Origin of the sequence: Clostridium beijerinckii HUN142, assembly GCF_000621745.1 — a bacterium.
Taxonomy (GTDB): Bacteria; Bacillota; Clostridia; order Clostridiales; family Clostridiaceae; genus Clostridium; species Clostridium beijerinckii_A.
Genome location: NZ_KK211340.1, coordinates 86,157 through 107,054 on the forward strand (window position 1 = coordinate 86,157; position 20,898 = coordinate 107,054).

The following is a 20,898-nucleotide window of genomic DNA, read 5'->3' on the forward strand; positions in this document are numbered from 1 at the left end:
ACTTACTCCATTTCTAATCATTAGAATTAATAAATAGTTACTCTTTGAAATTTTTTCCTTGCCATGAGTTGTTGTCTTCTAAAGTCTTGTCTATTGAATTTAAAACTTCCCATTTTTTCAAGCTCCACATTGGTCCGATCAAAAGATCCCTAGGTGCATCACCCGTTAATCTATGGACTACCATATCCTTGGGAAGCAATGTTATTCCGTGAGTCACAAGTTCTATATAATCATCTTGTGATAGAAACTTAAGGTCTCCTGTCTCATATAACTTTACCATTGGTGTTTGCTTCATTAAATGTAATAAATGTAGCTTGATTCCTTTAGCTCCTGAATGAGCTATATAATCTATTGTTCTTAACATATCCTCTTTAGTCTCGCCTGGTAATCCTAAGATATCATGGACTACTACATCAATATTTCTCTCTTTTAATTTTCTCATTGCATTTTCAAATACATCTAATTTATATCCTCTATTAATTCTTTTAGCAGTCTCATCATTGCAAGTTTGAAGTCCAAGTTCTATCCAAAGATAGATCTTATTATTTATATCTTGTAATAAATCTAATACATCATCATCTAAACAATCAGGTCTTGTAGCTATTGCAATGGCTACAACTCCTTCCTGATTTAATGCCTCTTCATATTTTTCTTTCAATTCATCAATAGGTGCATAAGTGTTTGTATAAGCCTGAAAATAAGCTATATACTTGCCACTTTTCCACTTTTGTGACATCATACCCTTTATATTATGAAATTGATTTGAAATAGACAATTCCCTGTCACCGGCGTAATCCCCTGAACCTCTTTCACTACAAAAAAGGCATCCTCCGTTACTTATCTTCCCATCTCTATTAGGACAAGAAAAGCCTCCATCTAAAGATATTTTAAATACTTTTTCGCCAAATTTATTTCTTAAAAAATAGTTTAAACTATGATATCTTTTTCCATCCCAAAAACTGTTCATGTTTCCTCCTTTTTTATGTGTTTAATATACCTTCTTTAAATATTGTAACATTTAAAGAATAAATTAAAAGTAAACCTTATATATTTAGTAAAAGGAACATTCTTTAAGGGGGATAAATATTGAAAAAGGAAATGATAAAAGTATTTCAAGTTGCCACGGTATTTATTGGAACAATCGTTGGTGCCGGTCTTGCTTCTGGAAAAGAAATTACAGAATTTTTTACTCAATACGGTATATCTAGTTTCATAGGAATTATAGGTTGTGGTATTTTCTACATCTTAATAAGTTCTATAATTTCTAGAATAAGTATTAATTATAATCTTAGCTCTTATAGTGATGTTATGAATATAATAAGTCCTAATATATTTGGTAAGATTACTGGTTTTATAACAACCCTTTTTCTTATTTCCAGCGCATCTATAATACTTGCTGGGAGTGGTGCTTTGATCCATCAGTTTTTTGGGATACCCAAAATAATTGGATCATTAATAATGATTGCAATAGCGATATTTTTTCTACTCAGAGATACTGAAGGATTAATTGAGGTTAATTCCTTTATTGTTCCAGGCTTAATTTGTACTCTTACTTTGATCACAGTCTTGTATTTTGCCTTTTGCAGAAATACAGTTTCGTTAACTAATATCGCTAGTTTTCCAAAACAAAAAACTGGAATATTTTTTTCTACAGTGCTTTACGCTGGATATAATACACTTTCAGCTTCAGGAGTCCTAGTACCACTTAGCACTCAGATGAAAAAAAGTAAGATAATGATTGCTGGAATAGTTACCGGTGCAATTGGATTAACTATACTTTGTTTGATGATAAACTTATTACTAACAATTAATCAGCCTTATATATACAAATACGAGATTCCTTTACTTTTTGTTGCTAATAGATTTGGTAACTTAATTCAAGCATTGCTACTTGTTATAATCTGGTTAGAGATGTTTTCAACTGAAGTTTCTGACATATATTCTATAAGTAAAACCTTAGAACAAACATTTAATATAAAATTTAAAAAGGCTATTTTTATCGTAATAAGTCTTGCTCTTTTAATTTCTCAATTTGGATTTGGAAATCTTATAACTAAGTTATATCCTATATTCGGGCTATTAAGTTTGATTTTTATATTCCAATGTATATTATTCTTTCTTAAACATAAGAAGGATTTCACTAACACAACTCAAATCAAATAATTATGATATAATTTTTATAAAATATATTAATAATTATTCTTAAAGGATTTGATATAAATGAATTATTTAGATTTATTAAATGAATGTACTTTGTGTAATAGAAATTGTAAAGTAAATAGAAATAATGGTGAAATAGGATATTGTAAAGCCGGGAATAGTATAAAAGTCGCTAAAGCTTCCCTTCACCTTTGGGAGGAGCCACCTATTTCTCAAGGAAATGGTTCTGGTACTGTATTTTTTTCTCACTGTAATCTAAAATGCGTATTTTGCCAAAACTATAATATAAGTCAGGGAATTAATGTTAGTTCATCTTCTTCTGATTTTAATACTAATAGTATTAAAAATACACCAGTTGTTGGCGCTGAAATATCTATTGAACGACTTTCTGAAATTTTTTTAGAACTTCAGGAAAAAGGTGCAAACAATATTAACTTAGTTACTCCAACACATTATGTTCCTCAAATAATTGAGGCTTTAAAAATAGCTAAAAAAAATAAGTTAACTATCCCAATCCTTTATAATACCAATAGTTATGATTCTATTGAAACCATAAAATTATTGGATGGATATATTGATGTTTATTTGCCGGACTTCAAATATTTTGATAATAAGTATTCTCTAAAATACTCTAAAGTTAATGATTATGCTTCCAATGCTATTAAAATAATAGATGAAATGCTAAATCAGGTTGGCACTCCCAAGTTTGATTCAAAAGGAAATATACTAAAGGGAGTTATTGTAAGACACTTGATGCTTCCTGGACTACTTTTTGATTCAAAAAAAATAATAGATCTTCTATATAATAGATATAAAACTGATATTTATATAAGCCTAATGAATCAATATATTCCTATGTTTAATGCTTGCAATTATCCAGAAATAAATAAGAAACTTAATCCAAAACACTACGATAGCCTAATCAATTATGCTTTAGATATTGGCGTAGTTAATGGATTTATACAAGATGAAGGTGCTAACATCTCTGATTTCATTCCTGAATTTAATCTAGAAGGAATAGAAAAATAAAATTTTATCATACATATATCTTCTAGTAATTTCATTAATTATAGCAGCTCCTATTCTAATCACAGCTATATAATATAGCTGACAGAGAAAATGGGAACTGCTTCTACATCTAAAAACCATCCTAATATAATTCTAATAATAAAACTTAGGAATTCCTCTTTTATTATCTAAACCTGGTATAATCGGAGGTATAAATTCATTCATTCCAAGCGTGCTTCTTAAACTTGAAGAATCTCTAAGTTCTGCTATCCTTGATACTCCAACATAGATGTCCGATATTCTATACCACGTTGCATAATCAACAATCCCAGTCTGTGGTAAGGTAAATATTTGTTGAAATGTTTTAACTGCATCTGCCGTCTTTTGATTGAATTGTCCATCCTCAGCAACCTTAGGGATCAATGGATAATTTCTAGCTATTCTATTCAATTGATTCTGAATAGTTCTTACTGCTGGACCTGAAGATCCTATAGTAAGTGGTTCACCAGGATATGACTGTGGGCTTCCAGAAACCTTTTCAGCTGTAGTTAGTTCGATATCATTTCCATAATAATTTTTCAAAATATCATATGGAACCATTCCTTGTTGAGCTAATTGCTGACTTCCCCATTGGCTTAACCACTGAGGGCAAGTAACACTCTTTCCATCACAATATTGTGTTAAAAGTGGTTGTTTAGCACCAACTCTCCTTATATAAGTAGAAAATATTTCATCTACAATAGCACTTATACTATCGTAAATATTTCTTCCATAATTAAATGCGTGATCATAAGCTGTTGAACTAGTAATATCAAAATTCTTTCCTTTCCCCCTGTACCATTCTGTATAAATTCTATTTAGCGTAAATGATACAATACAGAAGATATTTGCTCTTATAGCAGACTCATTCCAAGTTGAATATATTTCACTGGAAGCAACATTTTTAATATAGTCTTTAAAAGGTACTTTATAATTTGGTGCTGATGGATCATTTGGTCCACCTTGGTGTACAATAATATATTCTGGAACTATTGGCTGAGGCAATACAACTCCCGAACTTGGTGGTGGCAACTGCTTTTCTGGATCCTCTGGTATTTTGGGTGGGAAATTTCCATTCAAAGTATTTGGTTGTATATTTATAACCTCTTGTCTCATCGTTCCCCTTCCTGAGTTACTTGTCAAATTACAAATTTGATAGGCAACTTGTGTAGGAAATACTTGACACCCCCTTATTACTATTGGATTAAATCCATCTCTTTCAACTGTTATATCATACAAACTATAGGGTACTTGGTTGCTATTGGGATTCAAAGAATATTCTAAAGGCGGTGCTGTTAATTCTATTATTTGTGTCAATCCAACTGAATCTGTAACTAGCTGAATACTATTAACACTTTCAGATCCTTCTGGTGTTCTTACAGTTATTCTGGCTCCATCAATTGGAATATAATCATCCCCTCTGAAACATTGAATCTTTAATCTACCGATATTTGTTGACGTATTTCCACTACTCGTATTCTCCATAACTTTCCTCTTTATATTTTTTCTCAGGATATTATATTTATTAAGTGTATTATTTGTTACCTGTATATCTCTCCAATTTATATTTCCCCTGGTCAAAATAGCATTTAAATCATTTTGTAACGCTCTTAAACTATTGAATATACACACTTCACCATATCCCCATAAAGGATTTGGATATGTTACATCTGTACGTCTTCTTCTAGCTCCTCTTAATAAATAATACTTTAACCTTTGACCAAATAAATATGGATCATTTCCTTTAACTATTCCCCATTGCATCATTAATGCACATATTCCAGCCACCTGAGGCGTAGCCATTGACGTACCTGTTTTATTGTCATACCCCCCATTGGGTACTGGTCCCGCAATATCCTCTCCTGGAGCTACTAAATCAGGTCTTACTATATTCTGATCTTGTGCACCTCTTCCACTAAATGATGATAAGTTATTAGTTCTATAATTATAACTTCCTACAGCTATTATATTATCTACTGTCGCTGGTATACCTAGCGTATTATATTGATTGGGTTCTAAAAACTTAGTTGCAGGATTTAATCCTTCTAAGACTGGAAGCCATATTGAATATGTTCCTAAGTATTCATTAGTAACATTTATCTCCAATGTCCATACACCTTCAACAAGAAAGCCTGATCTAGCAGAAAGAATTATTCTGATTTCACTATTCAATTCAAATGGTTTAGGTCCAGATACATATATATCATATCTATCACCACCTATTGTTCCTTGAATATAACCTTCCTGTATGTTAATATTCCCGCTGCTCTGGCTTGTTGGATTTATTATATTAACTGATATATTCGGCAATATTGTCTTATAAAAATTCATGACTATTGATTTTTCTTCGCTTGCAATATTAAAAATTTGCCTTTGTGTTTTAACTAATTGTCCTCCAACATGATGACCTGCATCACCTTCATTTCCTGCAGCAATAACTATAGATACTCTTTCTAAATTAGATAGTGTTCTAATGTATTGCTCTAGTAAACTGCTTCCGTCATGAGCTCCATCATTAGTGCTAAGACTAATACTAATAACTAGTGGCATATTCAACTCTTTACCTTTATCCATAAGGAATTTAATTCCCTGCATAATCTGCGAACTTAGAATAGCAGTCCCTCTAGCAGCCTTAACCATTGCTATTGAAGAATTAGGAGCCACCCCTCTATACATAGGATTTATTCTTCCTCCACCACATGCAATTCCTGCAACATGAGTTCCATGTCCACTATTATCTATTGATGGAACTAGTGAGAATGGATTGTTAGATTTTATTGCTTCATTTATGATTTGCTTATTATATACATTTCCTCCTGTGCTTAAATCATAAATGTATTCTATTCTAGTAGATGTTCCTGTTGAATCCATAAATGCTGGATGTGTATAATCTATTCCTGAATCTACAAATCCAACTAATACTCCCTCACCTGAAACATCAAAATCTGGAGACAATTGAAGTATACACGATGCTCTATTACTTTCTTGATCCTGCTCATATAAGCTCTTTGGCAATTCTATATATTGAATGGTATTACTCATAGATAATTGTTCTAACTTATCTCTGGGTATATTAACAACAGCAAAGTTAAATCCCAAATCTTGAAAAGTTCCTCCTAAACTTTCAACAAATGATTTTGTTTGTTCTTGAGTATCTCTATATAAAATAGTGAGTTCTACATTATTGCCCTGGCTCTGGTACTTATAACCTAATTCATCTAATATAGCTTTGGGCACGTTAGTTAATAATCCTATTGATGCATCTACCTTTGAAGATATTTGTGTCTCCAATTCAGGCATAATTACCACACCTTAATTAAATATATTCATAGATATACTATGCAATAAAGTGTTTTAATGTAACAAAAACAGAGAATAATTGAAAATTTCAACTACTCTCTGTTTCTAGCTATATTTTAATATTCTTGATATAAGAGCTTTTACATTAGTTTTTTATAAAGTAATCTCTAATCTCTCTAATTTAGCAATTACTTCCACTTCCTTTAGCTCCATAGTTTCAGTAAGAAGACTTCCTGCATTACTTACTAAAAGTAATTTAGAGTTACCTAAGACTTTTATTTGTCTTATTTTTCTTTTCCCCTTATAATCTATTAAGAAAAATCCACTATTACTTATATCCTTCACAGTATGTGCAAAAGCAATATCTCCCTTTAGCATTCTAAAACCATTCATTTCATCGTCTTCAATTTCTAAATAAAATACTTTATCTTGAGCATAATTCTCGATTTTATTCGAATGAACAGGCATCTCTTTAGAACCTTTTTTATTGGATAGTGAGTAATCATATATTGGAACACTTCTAAGTACTGATGAGAACGCATCTGTCCAAACTTCTGAAGTCTCTGTATTTCTTTTTGGAATTTCCTTTAAGGTTTTTCTTTCTTCCATTAACACTTCATCGGTAACAACCATGCTTATATCATTTAAATCAGCTTTTAATACCTTAGCTGCTTTATCTATTAATGATTCAGGGGCAACTTTTCTTCCCATTTCAACTTCATTTAAATACTTTTCTGCTACACCTAGCTTTTTTGCTAAAGCTTTAACTGTAAGTCCACTCTTTTCTCTAGCTTGTTTTATATTTTCTCCTACACGACTCACTTTATTTTCTCCCCTTTTGTTGTTCTTTATACCATTCTCTTTCTTCAACCAAGTGTTCTAATAAATATTTAAAAGTCCATTTATAATTCTGTGGTGTAGATACAGCTAGCACACCACCTTGAATAAAGCCTCTTATATATCTAATAGTAACTTTCAATTGTTCATCCTTAAAGCCATTGAAAATAAGTGCCTTTTCACTCAACTGCATTTCTTCATAAGAATCTTCATTTTTGTTTCCATGAATTATATCTTCTAATGTCATTAGCGTCATATTATTACTAATTTCTATGACCTTAATATTTTGACTTTCAATTTTTTTAATTTCATCTTCCTTTAGTCCATATGCTAATATACATTTATTATTTGTAGCCATCATTCATGACACCTCTTTTCTTTTAATTGACTATAACATTATGGAATGATATTTTTTAATCTTCGATTATTTCTGGCGCTTTAATTTCCTCTCCCTGCATATCTACTGTAACACTTTTTATTACTTGATCTTCATAAGGTCTGTCTGACATATCAGTTTTTTGAGAAACAATCTTATCAGCTATTTCCATACCTTCAATAACCTTACCAAATGATGCATACTGACCATCTAAATGTGGAGCATCAGCTACCATAATAAAAAATTGGCTTCCTGCTGAATCTGGATGCATCGCTCTAGCCATTGATAGAACTCCTTTTGTATGCTTTAAAGTATTCTTAAAGCCATTGCTTGTAAACTCTCCCTTTATTGAATATCCAGGACCGCCAGTACCTGTTCCTTCTGGACATCCCCCTTGAATCATAAAATTCGGAATAACTCTATGAAATATTAGTCCATCATAAAATCCTCTATTGATTAAATCTACAAAATTTCTTACTGTATTTGGTGCTATTTCAGGATATAATTCTGCTTTTATAACCCCACCATTTTCCATAGTCATTGTAATAATTGGATTCTTCATCTTTAAAATTTCTCCTCTCGATATCAATCTTAATTAATATTATTATCTAAAATGTAAATTTCAATTCATACTCATAATTATTTATTTCTATAAATCTGAATCATATTTACATTCTAAAATTAATTAAACTATAACAAAAATCTATAACTTTATCATCATTTATAGAATTACAGATTTCTATATTCCCCTTTTCTTTAGAATCATTTAATAAACATTTTTCTGTTAACTTTCTTTTTAATTCTTGAGCTGTACCAAGTCCACCATCAATAAGAGGTATCTTCTCTCCAATAACATTTGATAAGGCCTTTTTTATAAATGGATAATGAGTACACCCAAGAACTATAGAACTTATATCATTATCTAAATAATTTTTAAATTTTTCCTTTAAATAGCTCTCTAGTTCTTCGCCTTCTACTATTCCCTGTTCTATAAATTCTACTAATCCTGCACATGGTAATGATATTATATCAGCCTCATTTTTATATTTATCCATTAATGATTTAAATTTCTTTTCTCTCAATGTCATAGGAGTTGCCATTATTATTATTGGACCTTTTCTATTTAATTTAACAGCTGGCTTTAATGCTGGTTCTATTCCTATTACTGAAATCTGATTATATTTACTTCTGATTTCTTCTATTGCTGCACTAGTTGCAGTATTACAAGCTATTACAACTGCTTTAACATTTTTACTTAGTAAAAACTCTACAGCATCAAGCGTAAGATCCCTTACTTCATTTACTTTCTTAGTTCCATAGGGTGCATTCTGTGAATCTCCGAAATATATAAAGTTTTCGTTAGGCATGATGGATATTGCTTCTCTCATCACACTTAAGCCTCCCACCCCTGAATCAAAAAATCCTATGGGGTTAGTTTTTATATTCAAAACGTCCTCACTCCATTTTTCCAAATATTTAGATATGCACAAATAACTAATCAGATATAAGAAACTATATTCTATATATAAATATAATTGCGATTGGATTTCAAGTATTAATATATATTAAAATTAAATATAATAAAATTAAACATAAATCTGATTTATTATTCTTTAACATATTTTATCTACAAACATTTTATTACTTTATTTACCTAATGTCTATAATTTCTGGTTTTCATTCACCCATATTGATAATTAATAAAGTAATTAATTTAATTAATTACTTCATTCATATTATTAAATATAATTTTATCAAAAAAATCTATCTCATTCAAAATAAACCTATATGTTATATGAAAAATTTATATATATATGAGTATTTTAGATATTATTTTAACATTTTTGCATTATCATTGTATAAATTTACATGTTATTTATGATATAATGATTATTATTAATTTGGTGAGGTATAATCATGCGATTAATTCCAATTGAATGTGTAAGAGAAAATTCATTGCTAGGCAAAGATATATATACACCTGATGGTAGATGTCTACTTAGAGCCGGTATTCTATTAAACGATATTATATTGAAAAAAATTAAGGAATATAAAATATTCTCTTTATATATAATTGATGACTATAGTTCTGCTGAAATTGAAGATGTTATAAAGCCAGAATTAAGGCAAAAATCTATATCTGTAATTAAAGAGACGTTTTCCGATATAGAAAGAATAGCTTCTGTTCATAAATTCGAAAAGAGAAGTATTAGCGAATATACAAAACAAGAGCAGCAATATTTCAATTCAATTACTAATATAGCGGAAGAATTATTAGAAAATGTTTTATCAAACAAAAATATATTAATTTCTTTAGTTGATATAAAGAGCATGGATAATTATACATATGCTCATTGTGTAAATGTCGCTGTAATATCACTTATACTTGGAATTAGTTTAAATCTTTCTAAGCGCAATTTAACTTATCTCTGTATTGGTGCACTAATTCACGATATAGGAAAGTCATTCATTCCAAGCGAGATTCTTCAAAAGCCAGGTAAATTAACATCTGAAGAATTTGAAGTGATAAAGAACCATTCAAGATATGGGTATAAATTTTTGAATAACTTTTTTAGCTTAAGTTCTCATATCAAGCTGATAGTACTACAACATCATGAAAGATTCGATGGATTAGGTTATCCTAATAGCATATCTGGTAATAAAATTAGCTATCTAGCTAGGATTGTAAGTATTGCAGATGTTTATGATGCATTAACTTCTGATAGACCATATAAAAGAGCCATGTGTCCAAGTGATGCACTTGAATACTTAATGTCAAATGCTGGTACACTTTTTGATCATGATATGCTTAACGTATTCTGTAAAATTGTTATACCATTTCCTCAAGGAACAATTGTAAGCCTTAGTAATGGTGATATAGGAGTCGTTGAGGAGACTATGCCTAACTTCCCACTAAGACCAACGATAAAGATACTCAAGAGTGATTATCCTAATAAAATTGGTTCTAAGGTCAATTTAATAGAAAATCTTTCAGTTGTTATTTCCGATATAAAATACGAAATATAAAATAAGCTACTAATTATAAAATTTGTAGCTTATTTTTTTATATATTTTTAATTTTGCACTAGTTGATGAATAAAAGTTTAAATATATAATATGAAAATTTATCTAGATTTTATGTATTTTTAATTTATGCTTTGCCTTCTATTTAGAAATGGATTCAAATTTGCCAATGCTTCAGCTTCTTTAAAGCTTTTAGCTCTAAAAACTAACGTCCAACCATTTTTATCATACTTTCCAGCACACATTATGTATTTTTCTTGTTGTTTTATATAATTACCCTGTTTATCTATAATTAAGCTTCTAATATTATCAATACTCTTACAGTTTAACTTAACAAAAAAGTTCCCACATTCTTCCACAATACACATCTCCTTAGCAAACATATGTTCATTAATTGTATTATACAGAACATATGTTCACTTGTCAATATTTCCTTTTAATTAATATATTTCATATAAAAAAAACTAGGATACTGTCTTTCATATCCTAGTTTCAGTTTCAAAATAAATGCAGTAACTTGACTAATCTTTTTAATTCACTAACTTTTTATTCTGCTATATTGAATACTTCCAAGTCCGCATTCTCATCGAACTTCTCAAGTTCAACATCTGCAATTGCCCTTAGAGTATCAAGCGCAGTAATTACTCCTACATTTCTTTCAACTGCAGCTCTTCTTATTAAGAATCCATCTCTTTTTGAATCATTTCCTTTAGTTGGAGTATTTACAACTAAGTCAACTTCTCTATTCTTTACTATATTTAATATATTTGGTTCTTCTTCATCTATTTTTCTTATTTCTTCTGCTTCGATACCTGCTTCCCTTAGTAAGGCACAAGTTCCTGCAGTTGCAATAAATTTGTATCCTACTGATGCTAAATCTTTTGCTATTGGTAAAAATTCTGCCTTATCATGTTTATTTATTGTAGCAAGTATTTTTCCTTTTTCTTTTGATGGATACATATAAGCTCCAACAAATCCTTTATATAGTGCTTCCTTTATATTTCTACCAACACCTAAAACTTCTCCTGTAGATCTCATTTCCGGTCCTAAACTTACTTCAACATTAGGTAATTTTTGAGTTGAGAATACAGGTACTTTAACTGAAACCAATTTAGGCTCTTTATATACATCTACTCCATATCCCAAATCCTTTAATTTAGCACCAAGCATTACTCGTGTTGCTAAATCTACTATTGGAACTCCACTTACCTTGCTTATATATGGTACTGTTCTTGATGCTCTTGGATTAACTTCAATCACATATAATTCTCCTTCAAATTCTATGAATTGAATATTTATCATTCCTTTTATTCCGATCGCTAATGCCAATTTTCTAGTATACTCTAATACATCAGCTTTAATTTTGTCAGAGATATTTTGGCTTGGGTACATAGTTACACTATCCCCTGAATGAACTCCAGCTCTTTCCAAATGCTCCATAATACCTGGTATTAAAATATCTTCTCCATCCGATATAGCATCTACTTCTATTTCTCTACCCATTAAATATTTATCAATAAGAATTGGATTTTTATTATCTTTAGCAAAAGCATTTTCTAAGTAATATGTTAGCTCTTCATCATCATGAGTTATTTCCATTCCTTGACCGCCAATTACATATGAAGGCCTAACAAGTACTGGAAATCCTAATTTTTTAGCTTCTTCTAGTCCTTCTTCTACTGACCATACGCCCTTACCCTTTGGTCTTGATATTCCTAACTTTTCTAGTAAATCATCAAATTTTTCTCTGTCTTCAGCCAAATCTATTTGATCTGCTGTAGTCCCTAGTGTTACAATTTTTTGTTCTTTCAAGAAATTTGCAAGCTTAATAGCTGTTTGACCTCCAAATTGAAGTATTACACCATCTGGTTTTTCTTTTTCTATTATATTTAAAACATCTTCTTCAGTTAATGGTTCAAAGTATAATTTATCTGATACATCAAAGTCAGTACTTACTGTTTCTGGGTTATTATTAATTATAATAGTTTCAATTCCAAGCTTCTTTAATGCCTTTACACAATGTACTGATGCATAATCAAACTCAATTCCTTGACCTATTCTTATAGGACCGGAACCTATAACTATAACCTTTTTATTGTCTGATACTTCAACCTCATCATATTGCTCATAAGTTGAGTAATAATATGGTGATAATGCTTCAAATTCTCCTCCACAAGTATCAACCATTTTATATGAAGGTTTTATACTCCATATATCTCTTAATCTATATACATCATCTGGACTAACTTTTAACATATCAGCTATAGCTTTATCTGAAAATCCTTTTTTCTTTAAATGATGCAACCATTCCTTATCTAAATCTTCTATTTTACTTAATTTTAATCTTTGTTCCTCTTCAACTATCCATTTTATCTTTTCTAGGAAGAACATGTCGATTCCAGTAATTTTATTTATTCTATCTATCATATAGTCTCTTCTTATCATTTCAGCTAGTGCAAAGATTCTTTCATCATCTGGTTTCATTACTATACTCTTTAATTTTGAAATACTATATTCTTTAAACTTTTTATGATCTAACGAATACTTTCCTATTTCTAAGCTTCTGATACCCTTTAGGAATGCTTGCTCAAAGTTAGCTCCTATCGCCATAATTTCTCCAGTAGCCATCATTTTTGTTCCTAATTGTCTATCTGCACCGAAGAATTTATCAAAAGGCCATTTTGGTATTTTAACTACGACATAATCAAGTGTTGGTTCAAAGCAGGCATAAGTCTTTTGAGTTACTGCATTTTTTATTTCATCTAATCCATATCCAAGTGCAATCTTTGCAGCAAGCTTAGCAATAGGATATCCTGTTGCTTTTGATGCTAAAGCTGAACTTCTTGATACTCTAGGATTGATTTCTATAACTGCATATTCAAAAGAATTTGGATTTAATGAAAATTGTACATTGCACCCACCTTCAATTCCAACAGCATTTATTATATTTATTGATGCAGTTCTAAGCATTTGATACTCTTTATCTGAAAGAGTTTGTGATGGAGCAACAACTATACTATCCCCAGTATGTATACCAACGGGATCTATGTTTTCCATGTTACATACAGTAATACAGTTTCCATAAGAGTCTCTCATTACTTCATATTCTACTTCTTTCCATCCCTTAACGCTCTTTTCAAGTAAAACTTGACCTATTGTACTTAATTGAAGTCCTAATCTTAAGATAGTTTCAAGTTCTTCTTCATCATTAGCAATACCACCACCAGATCCACCTAAAGTATACGCTGGTCTAACTATAACTGGATATCCAATTTTACTTGCAAAATCCATCCCTTCTTCTAATCCATTTACAATTTCACTCTTTATAACTGGTTCCCCAATTTTATTCATCATATTTCTGAATAATTCTCTATCTTCACCTTCTTTAATAGATGCAATAGATGTTCCAATTACTTTTACATTATACTTTTCTAAAATACCAGAGTCATGTAATTCTACAGCAAGGTTCAGTCCTGTTTGACCGCCCATCCCTGCAAGCAGGCTATCTGGTCTTTCTTTAGCAATAACTTTCTCAACAAATTCTAACGTTAACGGCTCTAAATAAACTTTATCTGCTACTTCTTTATCTGTCATTATTGTTGCTGGATTTGAATTCACAAGTACAACTTCTATTCCTTCTGATTTTAAAGCTTCACAAGCTTGAGTTCCTGAATAATCAAACTCTGCCGCTTGACCTATAACTATTGGACCGGATCCTATAACTAAAACTTTCTTTATATTATTATTTAATGGCATTTTACTAAAACCTCCTATAGTGCATATTCTAAGAATTTATCAAATATATATTCACTGTCTTTCGGACCTGCTGATGCTTCTGGATGGAATTGAACTGAGTATATTGGTAGCGTCCTATGCTTCATTCCTTCTACAGTTCCATCATTTATATTAACGTGAGTAATTTCCATATCATCTGGTAACTTTTCTACTACATACCCATGGTTTTGGGAAGTTATATGCACAATATTAGCTTCTAAATCCTTAACTGGGTGATTACATCCTCTATGTCCAAACTTTAATTTAGTGGTTTTACCACCTAGTGCTAAGCCTAATAATTGATGTCCTAAGCAAATACCTGTTAATGGTTTCTTTCCAACTAACTTCTTTATATTTTCTATAGCAAAATCCAAATCTTCTGGGTCTCCAGGGCCATTAGATAAGAATACTAAATCTGGGTTAACACTTAATACTTCTTCCGCTGTTGCTGTTGCTGGGAATACAGTCAACTTACAACCTCTCTTTTTAAAGTTTCTTATTATATTAGTCTTTATGCCAAAATCCATAACAGCAATGTGTTTTCCATTTCCTTCAATCGTATAAGATTTTTTTGTAGTGACAGTTTTTACCGCATCCTTTGTAGAGAATCCAGATATTTTCTCCTTAATATATTCGTCATCAATATCCTCTAGTGCGATAACTCCCCTCATAGTACCACTATTTCTTAAAACCTTAGTTAATGCTCTTGTATCTATTCCTTCTAATCCGATGACCTTTCCTTGCTTTAAAAAATCCTCAAGTTCTAATTCACATCTAAAGTTACTTGGCATATTACATTTTTCTCTTACAATAAAGCCCCTCACCTTTATTGAATTAGACTCCATATCTTCAAGATTAATTCCGTAATTCCCTATTAAAGGATAAGTCATCGTTACTATTTGCCCGTAATAAGATGGATCAGTAAGTACTTCTTGATAACCTGTCATTCCAGTTGTAAATACTACCTCTCCAACGCTTTCCTTTAGATATCCAAAAGCTTTTCCTTCAAAAATCATGCCGTTTTCTAATATAAGCTTCGCTTTCATACTTAAGCCTCCTACAAATATATTTTTGCTAAAACTACACCTTATGAATCTTTGTTTAATATAAAACAAAAGGATAATAAAGAGATTTCAGAAAACCTGATCTCGTTACTATCCTGTGATATACCATACAAATATTTGAATTCAAAAAATAAGCTATGAAATTTTTCATTCAGCTTTCAAATATCATAGTTATGCTTCCCTTTTTGGCCTCACAGGACCAAGTTAAAGTGTATCTTAACTTTTAAAATTTCTCTTTCTAACTATTCTAGTTGATAGATAATCCTATGTCAAGATAAATTAAGGATAGTTTAATATAATTATTTTTATTTATTGCTTATTTATTTTTAATTTATTCAATATATAAATCTTATCACAAAAATAAGATTATATAAAGCATAAAAATACACTTATTTGAATTTTTATTCATAAATATTTTTGTTTTAGATATTAATATACCATTAATTCAAATAATTTCTTTTATATATTAAACCTTAATTATAATATGTATACCTAATTAATTAACTCAATAGTTATTTTTCTAATACCATATTTAAATAGGCATAATCTGTGCATATTTATATAATAAAATAAAGAATAATAGCTAGTATTTATACTAGCTATTATTCTTTAATATAATTCTTCTACTTAATGCTCGCGGAATTAATTTATTTCCCAAAATCAGCAACTTATTTTTATATCCTGGGATAATTATTGCCTTGCCCATTGCAAATTCTCTATAAGCACATTGTGCTATATCACTTGCATCCATTAAATATCTTTTAGATTTCTCTGACTTTCTTATACCTGCCTTCTCTTGAAATGATGTCTTTACAGGTCCTGGACAAAGACAACTTACCCTAATACCTAAACCCTTTAATTCATCATGAATTGCTTCTGTTAGTGATAAAACATAAGCCTTACTTGAATAATATATAGACATTTTAGGACCGCCAATAAATGCTGCCGTTGACGCTACATTTAAGATCCCACCCTGCCTTCTCTCAATCATTTTCCTAGAAAAATATTTTGTAAGCATAGTTAATGCAACAATATTTATATTTATTATCTTTTCTTCAAGTCCATCTTCTAAATCATGAAGAAAACCAAAGCTACCTATACCTGCATTGTTTATTAAATTATCCACAGTGAAATTTTTTTCTTCCACAACTTGTATTATCTTTTGATAACCTTTATCCACAGATAAGTCACATTGAATTATCTCTACACTTATTCCATATTCATTTTCAAACTTAGTTTTAACATTCTTCAGCTTATTCTCATTTTTTGCTACGATAATTAAATTCTTTTTATTTTTAGCATAGATCGTTGCTAACTCAAATCCAATTCCATCGCTACCACCAGTTATTAATGTGTATCTGTTTAAATTAATCATTATAATCCTTCTTTCTAACATATAGTATTAGTTTATAATCTATGACTTCTTACTATTACCTTAGAATTATAATTATATTTACTCTATTTACACTCTATCTTATACACCAATGATTGCTAATTGCAAATTCATGTAATTTATGTTATTATATAATTAAGCAAATATTCAGAATATTTAGGCAGTTACAGTTAATTCTGAATTGACCTATCCAAAATTAACACTACTTTTTCTAAAAATGTACTTATCAAAATAATGATAAGTACATTTTGTTTTTTGTATATATTTTCAGACTACTTGTCTATAATTTAAAATTGTTTAATTATAAGTTCTGCTGTTTTTATATTAGTAACAACAGCTACGTTATGTACATTACAAACTCTAAGCAATGCTGATACATCTGGTTCGTGAGGTTGCGCAGTCAATGGATCTGTAAAGAATATTACTAAGTCAATCTTTCCTTCCGCAATACGACCACCTAATTGTTGATCTCCTCCATATGGACCAGATAAATATCTCTTAACTTCAAGACCAGTTGCTTCTGATATCTTTTTTCCCGTTGTCCCAGTAGCAACCAACTCATATTTAGCTAGTACATCCTTGTACTTCTTTGAAAATCCAATAATATCTTCCTTCTTTTTATCATGTGCTATTAACGCTATTTTCACAATTGTTATCCCCCTTTTTATATCTATTTAATACGTTTTCACATTGGATTATACTATACTTTTTTATAGTTATAAAGTCTATTTAATATTATTGCTTTATCATATAAATATTTATATATTATTACAACATATTCCTCGATTATTTCCTTGGCAATACCTAATTGGGTAGCTTATTCATAAAAATATTAATTTATTATCTTTGATTATCATAATATAAAGGACATTAGGTAATAACGTCCTTTATATTCTCTGTATTATCTTACCTGGCCATTTCCATAAATGATATATTTAATTGTTGTTAGTTCCTTAAGTCCCATTGGTCCTCTTGCGTGTAACTTTTGAGTACTTATTCCTATTTCAGCACCAAAACCAAACTCTGAACCATCCGTAAATCTTGTTGATGCATTTACATAAACTGCTGCTGCATCAACTCTTTGCAAGAATTTTTGAGAGTTCTTATAACTTTCTGTAATTATAGCTTCTGAATGCCCTGTTCCATATTTATTAATATGAGTAATTGCTTCATCCACATTTTTAACTATTTTAACAGCCATTATATAATCTAAGTACTCCCTTTTCCAATCTTCTTCATTGGTCTTCTCAATATCATTAATTATGGCCTGCGATGCATCATCGCCTTTAACTGCAACTCCATTTTCTCTTAATGCTCTAACAGCGATTGGTAAGAATTCACCTGCTATCTTTTCATGCACTAATAACTTTTCAGCAGAATTACAAACTGAAGGTCTTGATGCTTTTGCATTAACTACTATATTTTTTGCCATTTCAAAATCACAATTTTCATCTACATATATATGACAATTACCTGTACCTGTCTCTATAACTGGAACAGTTGCATTTTTAAGAACTGCTTGAATTAATCCAGATCCTCCCCTTGGAATAAGAACATCTATAAATTCATTTAATCTCATCATCTCAGTTGCAACTTCTCTGCTTGTATCTTCAATTAACTGAACCGATTCTCTAGGTAATCCTGCCTTCTCTATTCCTTTAACTAATGCTTTAACTATAGCCTTATTTGAATTTATAGCTTCACTACCGCCTCTCAAAATAACAGAATTTCCTGTTTTCAAGCACAATCCAGCCGCATCACACGTCACATTCGGTCTAGATTCATAAATTATTCCTATAACCCCTAATGGCACTCTTTTTTGACCTATTTGTAATCCGTTTGGTCTTTGCCACATTGATATTACTTCTCCAATTGGATCCTGAAGCTTAACTACATCTTTAAGCCCAGCTGCCATTGCTTCAATTCGTTCATCGTTAAGCGATAATCTATCTAACATTGCTTTTGATGTACCCTTTGACTCTGAGATTTCTAAATCTATTTTATTTGCTTTTATTATTTCTTCTTTTGCTTTAATTAACTCTTCAGCCATAAAAATTAAAGCATTGTCTTTTTCCTTTGTTGATGAAATACCTAATTCATATGATGCCTCTTTAGCTTTTTGCCCCATGACTATTAATTTACTCATTTTTTAACCCCCATTTCTATTTTTTATTTATGCTGTAAATAAAGTTCCTATTTCTTCACCCTTTAAAATATTAATTATTATATCTGGTTCACTTCCATTAGCTAATACCATATCTACTCCTGCATTTGTAGCTGTCTTAGCTGCTGATAATTTTGTAATCATTCCGCCAGTTCCTAAATTTGAACCTGCTCCTCCAGCACAATCTTCTAACTCTGGAGTTATTTCTTTAACTTCATTTAACAATTTTGCACTTTCATTACTTCTTGGATCCGAATCATAGAATCCATCTATATCAGATAATATTATTAGTAAATCTGCGTTAATTAATGATGCTACTATTGCTGATAAATTATCATTATCACCAAATCTAACTATATTCTCAATCTCATCTATTGAAACTGTATCATTCTCATTTACTATTGGAATTATTTTATTGTGTAATAAAGTTTCAAATGTATTACATACATTTTCCCTAATATGGTCGTCTTCTACAACATCCCTTGTAAGCAATACTTGACCAACTACATGGCTATATTCTCCAAAAAACTTACTATATATATGCATTAGTTCACATTGTCCAACTGCTGCTACCGCTTGCTTTTCTCTTATACTTTCGGGCTTTTCTTTCAATTTTAATTTATTGACACCAACAGCAACCGCGCCTGATGTAACAAGCGTAACTTGCTTACCTGCATTAACTACATCAGATAATACACGAGTTAGCTTTTCAATTCTACTTAAATTAATATTTCCATTATCATAAGTTAATGTTGATGATCCAACCTTTACAACTATTCTACTAGCCTCTTTTAACCTTTGACGAAAGCCCATTTTTCCATCCCCTTAAAGTCTATTTATTCTTTATATTTTATCTTACTATACCTAATATATCTTATCAAGTTTTAAAATCTTTTTATAATAAAAACATATACTCTATACAAAAATAATTATATTTTTATAAAAAAATAAGAATAAAGGAAATACTAAATTTATTAAAAAAAGTGTTTCCTCTATCCTTATATAATTTGCTAGATTAATAAAACTTAAAGTTCTAATTTAGATTATATATACAAATACACAAATAAAGTGACAAAGAGTTCCTAACATAATAAATACATGAAATATTTCATGTCTTCCAAATAGCCATATTTTTATCTTATCTGATTTTAATGCATATATTACTCCGCCGATTGTATACATTATTCCTCCGAGAACCAACCATAGTAGCCCAGTCGAAGATAAAACTTGAGACATTGGATATATTGCAAATATTGCAAACCAACCTATTCCTATATACATACTGCTACTAAGCCATCTAGGACAAGTTACCCAGCATAATTTAAATGCAATTCCGACTACTGCACACACTGTTACTGCTAGAAATAAATTTATTCCTACCTTTCCATTCAATGCCACTAGGCAAAATGGTGCATATGATCCTGCAATTAATATAAATATCATAGAATGATCTAATCTTTTTAGAATCTTTATTACCTTATCATTTGCTATTACTGAATGATATGTTGCTGATGCACTATATAATAAAATCATACTTACCCCGAAAAATAAAACTGATACAAATGTTATTGTAGAACTCCCTCTTGTATATACCTTTACTAACATTGCTATTAATGCAAATATTGATAAAACCGCACCAATAAAATGAGTTAATCCATTAATAGGCTCTCTTAAATATTTCTCCATTTTTTACCCTCCCATTTATTCCCACGTAGTTTTGATAACTATGTGTTGCTATATTAGAATTATTTCATATATT

17 protein-coding genes are annotated in these 20,898 nt (G+C 30.2%); 3 read left to right on the forward strand and 14 right to left on the reverse strand.

Annotated elements, in window-relative coordinates; translation table 11 throughout:
- Nucleotides 1–37: 37 nt before the first annotated feature.
- Nucleotides 38–967, reverse strand: coding sequence for a TIGR01212 family radical SAM protein (locus T483_RS0127465; RefSeq protein ID WP_026889707.1), 930 nt, complete (start codon nt 965–967; stop codon nt 38–40).
- A gap of 119 nt (nt 968–1,086) precedes the next feature.
- Between T483_RS0127465 and T483_RS0127470 the strand changes: the two genes are divergently transcribed.
- Both T483_RS0127470 and T483_RS0127475 read left to right on the forward strand, forming a co-directional pair.
- Nucleotides 1,087–2,163, forward strand: coding sequence for a YkvI family membrane protein (locus T483_RS0127470; protein WP_026889708.1), 1,077 nt, complete (start codon nt 1,087–1,089; stop codon nt 2,161–2,163).
- A 57-nt stretch (nt 2,164–2,220) separates the two neighbouring features.
- Entirely contained in the window at nt 2,221–3,189 is a 969-nt protein-coding gene (locus T483_RS0127475; protein ID WP_026889709.1) for a radical SAM protein, read from the forward strand.
- 132 nt (nt 3,190–3,321) lie between these two features.
- Here the strand turns inward: T483_RS0127475 and T483_RS0127480 are convergent, their stop codons facing one another.
- The 5 genes from T483_RS0127480 to murI all read right to left on the reverse strand — a co-directional run bounded on the left by T483_RS0127480 (nt 3,322) and on the right by murI (nt 9,168).
- The gene (locus T483_RS0127480) at nt 3,322–6,507 is read right to left on the reverse strand and encodes a S8 family serine peptidase (protein ID WP_026889710.1); all 3,186 of its coding nucleotides are present in this window, start codon (nt 6,505–6,507) and stop codon (nt 3,322–3,324) included.
- A gap of 153 nt (nt 6,508–6,660) precedes the next feature.
- Nucleotides 6,661–7,329, reverse strand: a complete 669-nt coding sequence (locus T483_RS0127485; protein ID WP_026889711.1) for a helix-turn-helix domain-containing protein — start codon at nt 7,327–7,329, stop codon at nt 6,661–6,663.
- Between the two features lies 1 nt (nt 7,330).
- Entirely contained in the window at nt 7,331–7,702 is a 372-nt protein-coding gene (locus T483_RS0127490; RefSeq protein WP_023975945.1) for a DUF3783 domain-containing protein, read from the reverse strand.
- Nucleotides 7,703–7,757: 55 nt separating this feature from the next.
- The gene (locus T483_RS0127495) at nt 7,758–8,282 is read right to left on the reverse strand and encodes a peptidylprolyl isomerase (RefSeq protein WP_026889712.1); all 525 of its coding nucleotides are present in this window, start codon (nt 8,280–8,282) and stop codon (nt 7,758–7,760) included.
- Nucleotides 8,283–8,388: 106 nt separating this feature from the next.
- Complete coding sequence (gene murI / locus T483_RS0127500; protein WP_026889713.1) at nt 8,389–9,168, reverse strand: glutamate racemase; 780 nt, start codon at nt 9,166–9,168, stop codon at nt 8,389–8,391.
- Between the two features lie 469 nt (nt 9,169–9,637).
- On the opposite strand from murI, the gene T483_RS0127505 reads away from it, so the two are divergent.
- Nucleotides 9,638–10,747: an HD-GYP domain-containing protein gene (locus T483_RS0127505; protein WP_026889714.1), complete on the forward strand. Its 1,110-nt coding sequence runs from the start codon at nt 9,638–9,640 to the stop codon at nt 10,745–10,747.
- Between the two features lie 119 nt (nt 10,748–10,866).
- On the opposite strand, the gene T483_RS0127510 is transcribed toward T483_RS0127505, so the two are convergent.
- The 8 genes from T483_RS0127510 to trhA all read right to left on the reverse strand — a co-directional run bounded on the left by T483_RS0127510 (nt 10,867) and on the right by trhA (nt 20,825).
- On the reverse strand, nt 10,867–11,103 hold the full coding sequence (locus tag T483_RS0127510; RefSeq protein WP_026889715.1) for a hypothetical protein: 237 nt from the start codon (nt 11,101–11,103) through the stop codon (nt 10,867–10,869).
- A 187-nt stretch (nt 11,104–11,290) separates the two neighbouring features.
- Entirely contained in the window at nt 11,291–14,500 is a 3,210-nt protein-coding gene (gene carB / locus T483_RS0127515) for a carbamoyl-phosphate synthase large subunit (protein WP_026889716.1), read from the reverse strand.
- A 14-nt stretch (nt 14,501–14,514) separates the two neighbouring features.
- On the reverse strand, nt 14,515–15,564 hold the full coding sequence (gene carA, locus T483_RS0127520; protein ID WP_026889717.1) for a glutamine-hydrolyzing carbamoyl-phosphate synthase small subunit: 1,050 nt from the start codon (nt 15,562–15,564) through the stop codon (nt 14,515–14,517).
- A gap of 613 nt (nt 15,565–16,177) precedes the next feature.
- Nucleotides 16,178–16,957, reverse strand: a complete 780-nt coding sequence (locus T483_RS0127525) for an SDR family NAD(P)-dependent oxidoreductase (protein ID WP_026889718.1) — start codon at nt 16,955–16,957, stop codon at nt 16,178–16,180.
- 305 nt (nt 16,958–17,262) lie between these two features.
- Nucleotides 17,263–17,622 (reverse strand): methylglyoxal synthase, encoded by a 360-nt coding sequence (mgsA, locus tag T483_RS0127530; protein WP_023975953.1) that lies wholly within the window; start codon nt 17,620–17,622, stop codon nt 17,263–17,265.
- Between the two features lie 254 nt (nt 17,623–17,876).
- Nucleotides 17,877–19,121, reverse strand: coding sequence for a glutamate-5-semialdehyde dehydrogenase (locus T483_RS0127535; RefSeq protein ID WP_026889719.1), 1,245 nt, complete (start codon nt 19,119–19,121; stop codon nt 17,877–17,879).
- Between the two features lie 27 nt (nt 19,122–19,148).
- Nucleotides 19,149–19,952 carry a glutamate 5-kinase gene (proB, locus tag T483_RS0127540; RefSeq protein WP_026889720.1) on the reverse strand — a complete coding sequence of 268 codons (804 nt, stop codon included), beginning with the start codon at nt 19,950–19,952 and terminating at the stop codon, nt 19,149–19,151.
- A gap of 225 nt (nt 19,953–20,177) precedes the next feature.
- Entirely contained in the window at nt 20,178–20,825 is a 648-nt protein-coding gene (gene trhA, locus T483_RS0127545; RefSeq protein ID WP_026889721.1) for a PAQR family membrane homeostasis protein TrhA, read from the reverse strand.
- Nucleotides 20,826–20,898 lie beyond the last annotated feature (73 nt).

What these genes read in the sequence shown, in the direction of transcription:
- T483_RS0127465 (WP_026889707.1), bottom strand. Translation starts at nt 967, where the DNA reads ATGAACAGTTTTTGGGATGGAAAAAGATATCATAGTTTAAACTATTTT.
- T483_RS0127475 (WP_026889709.1), top strand. Translation starts at nt 2,221, where the DNA reads ATGAATTATTTAGATTTATTAAATGAATGTACTTTGTGTAATAGAAAT.
- T483_RS0127480 (WP_026889710.1), bottom strand. Translation starts at nt 6,507, where the DNA reads ATGCCTGAATTGGAGACACAAATATCTTCAAAGGTAGATGCATCAATA.
- T483_RS0127490 (WP_023975945.1), bottom strand. Translation starts at nt 7,702, where the DNA reads ATGGCTACAAATAATAAATGTATATTAGCATATGGACTAAAGGAAGAT.
- T483_RS0127495 (WP_026889712.1), bottom strand. Translation starts at nt 8,282, where the DNA reads ATGAAGAATCCAATTATTACAATGACTATGGAAAATGGTGGGGTTATA.
- T483_RS0127505 (WP_026889714.1), top strand. Translation starts at nt 9,638, where the DNA reads ATGCGATTAATTCCAATTGAATGTGTAAGAGAAAATTCATTGCTAGGC.
- carB (WP_026889716.1), bottom strand. Translation starts at nt 14,500, where the DNA reads ATGCCATTAAATAATAATATAAAGAAAGTTTTAGTTATAGGATCCGGT.
- carA (WP_026889717.1), bottom strand. Translation starts at nt 15,564, where the DNA reads ATGAAAGCGAAGCTTATATTAGAAAACGGCATGATTTTTGAAGGAAAA.
- T483_RS0127525 (WP_026889718.1), bottom strand. Translation starts at nt 16,957, where the DNA reads ATGATTAATTTAAACAGATACACATTAATAACTGGTGGTAGCGATGGA.
- T483_RS0127535 (WP_026889719.1), bottom strand. Translation starts at nt 19,121, where the DNA reads ATGAGTAAATTAATAGTCATGGGGCAAAAAGCTAAAGAGGCATCATAT.
- proB (WP_026889720.1), bottom strand. Translation starts at nt 19,952, where the DNA reads ATGGGCTTTCGTCAAAGGTTAAAAGAGGCTAGTAGAATAGTTGTAAAG.
- trhA (WP_026889721.1), bottom strand. Translation starts at nt 20,825, where the DNA reads ATGGAGAAATATTTAAGAGAGCCTATTAATGGATTAACTCATTTTATT.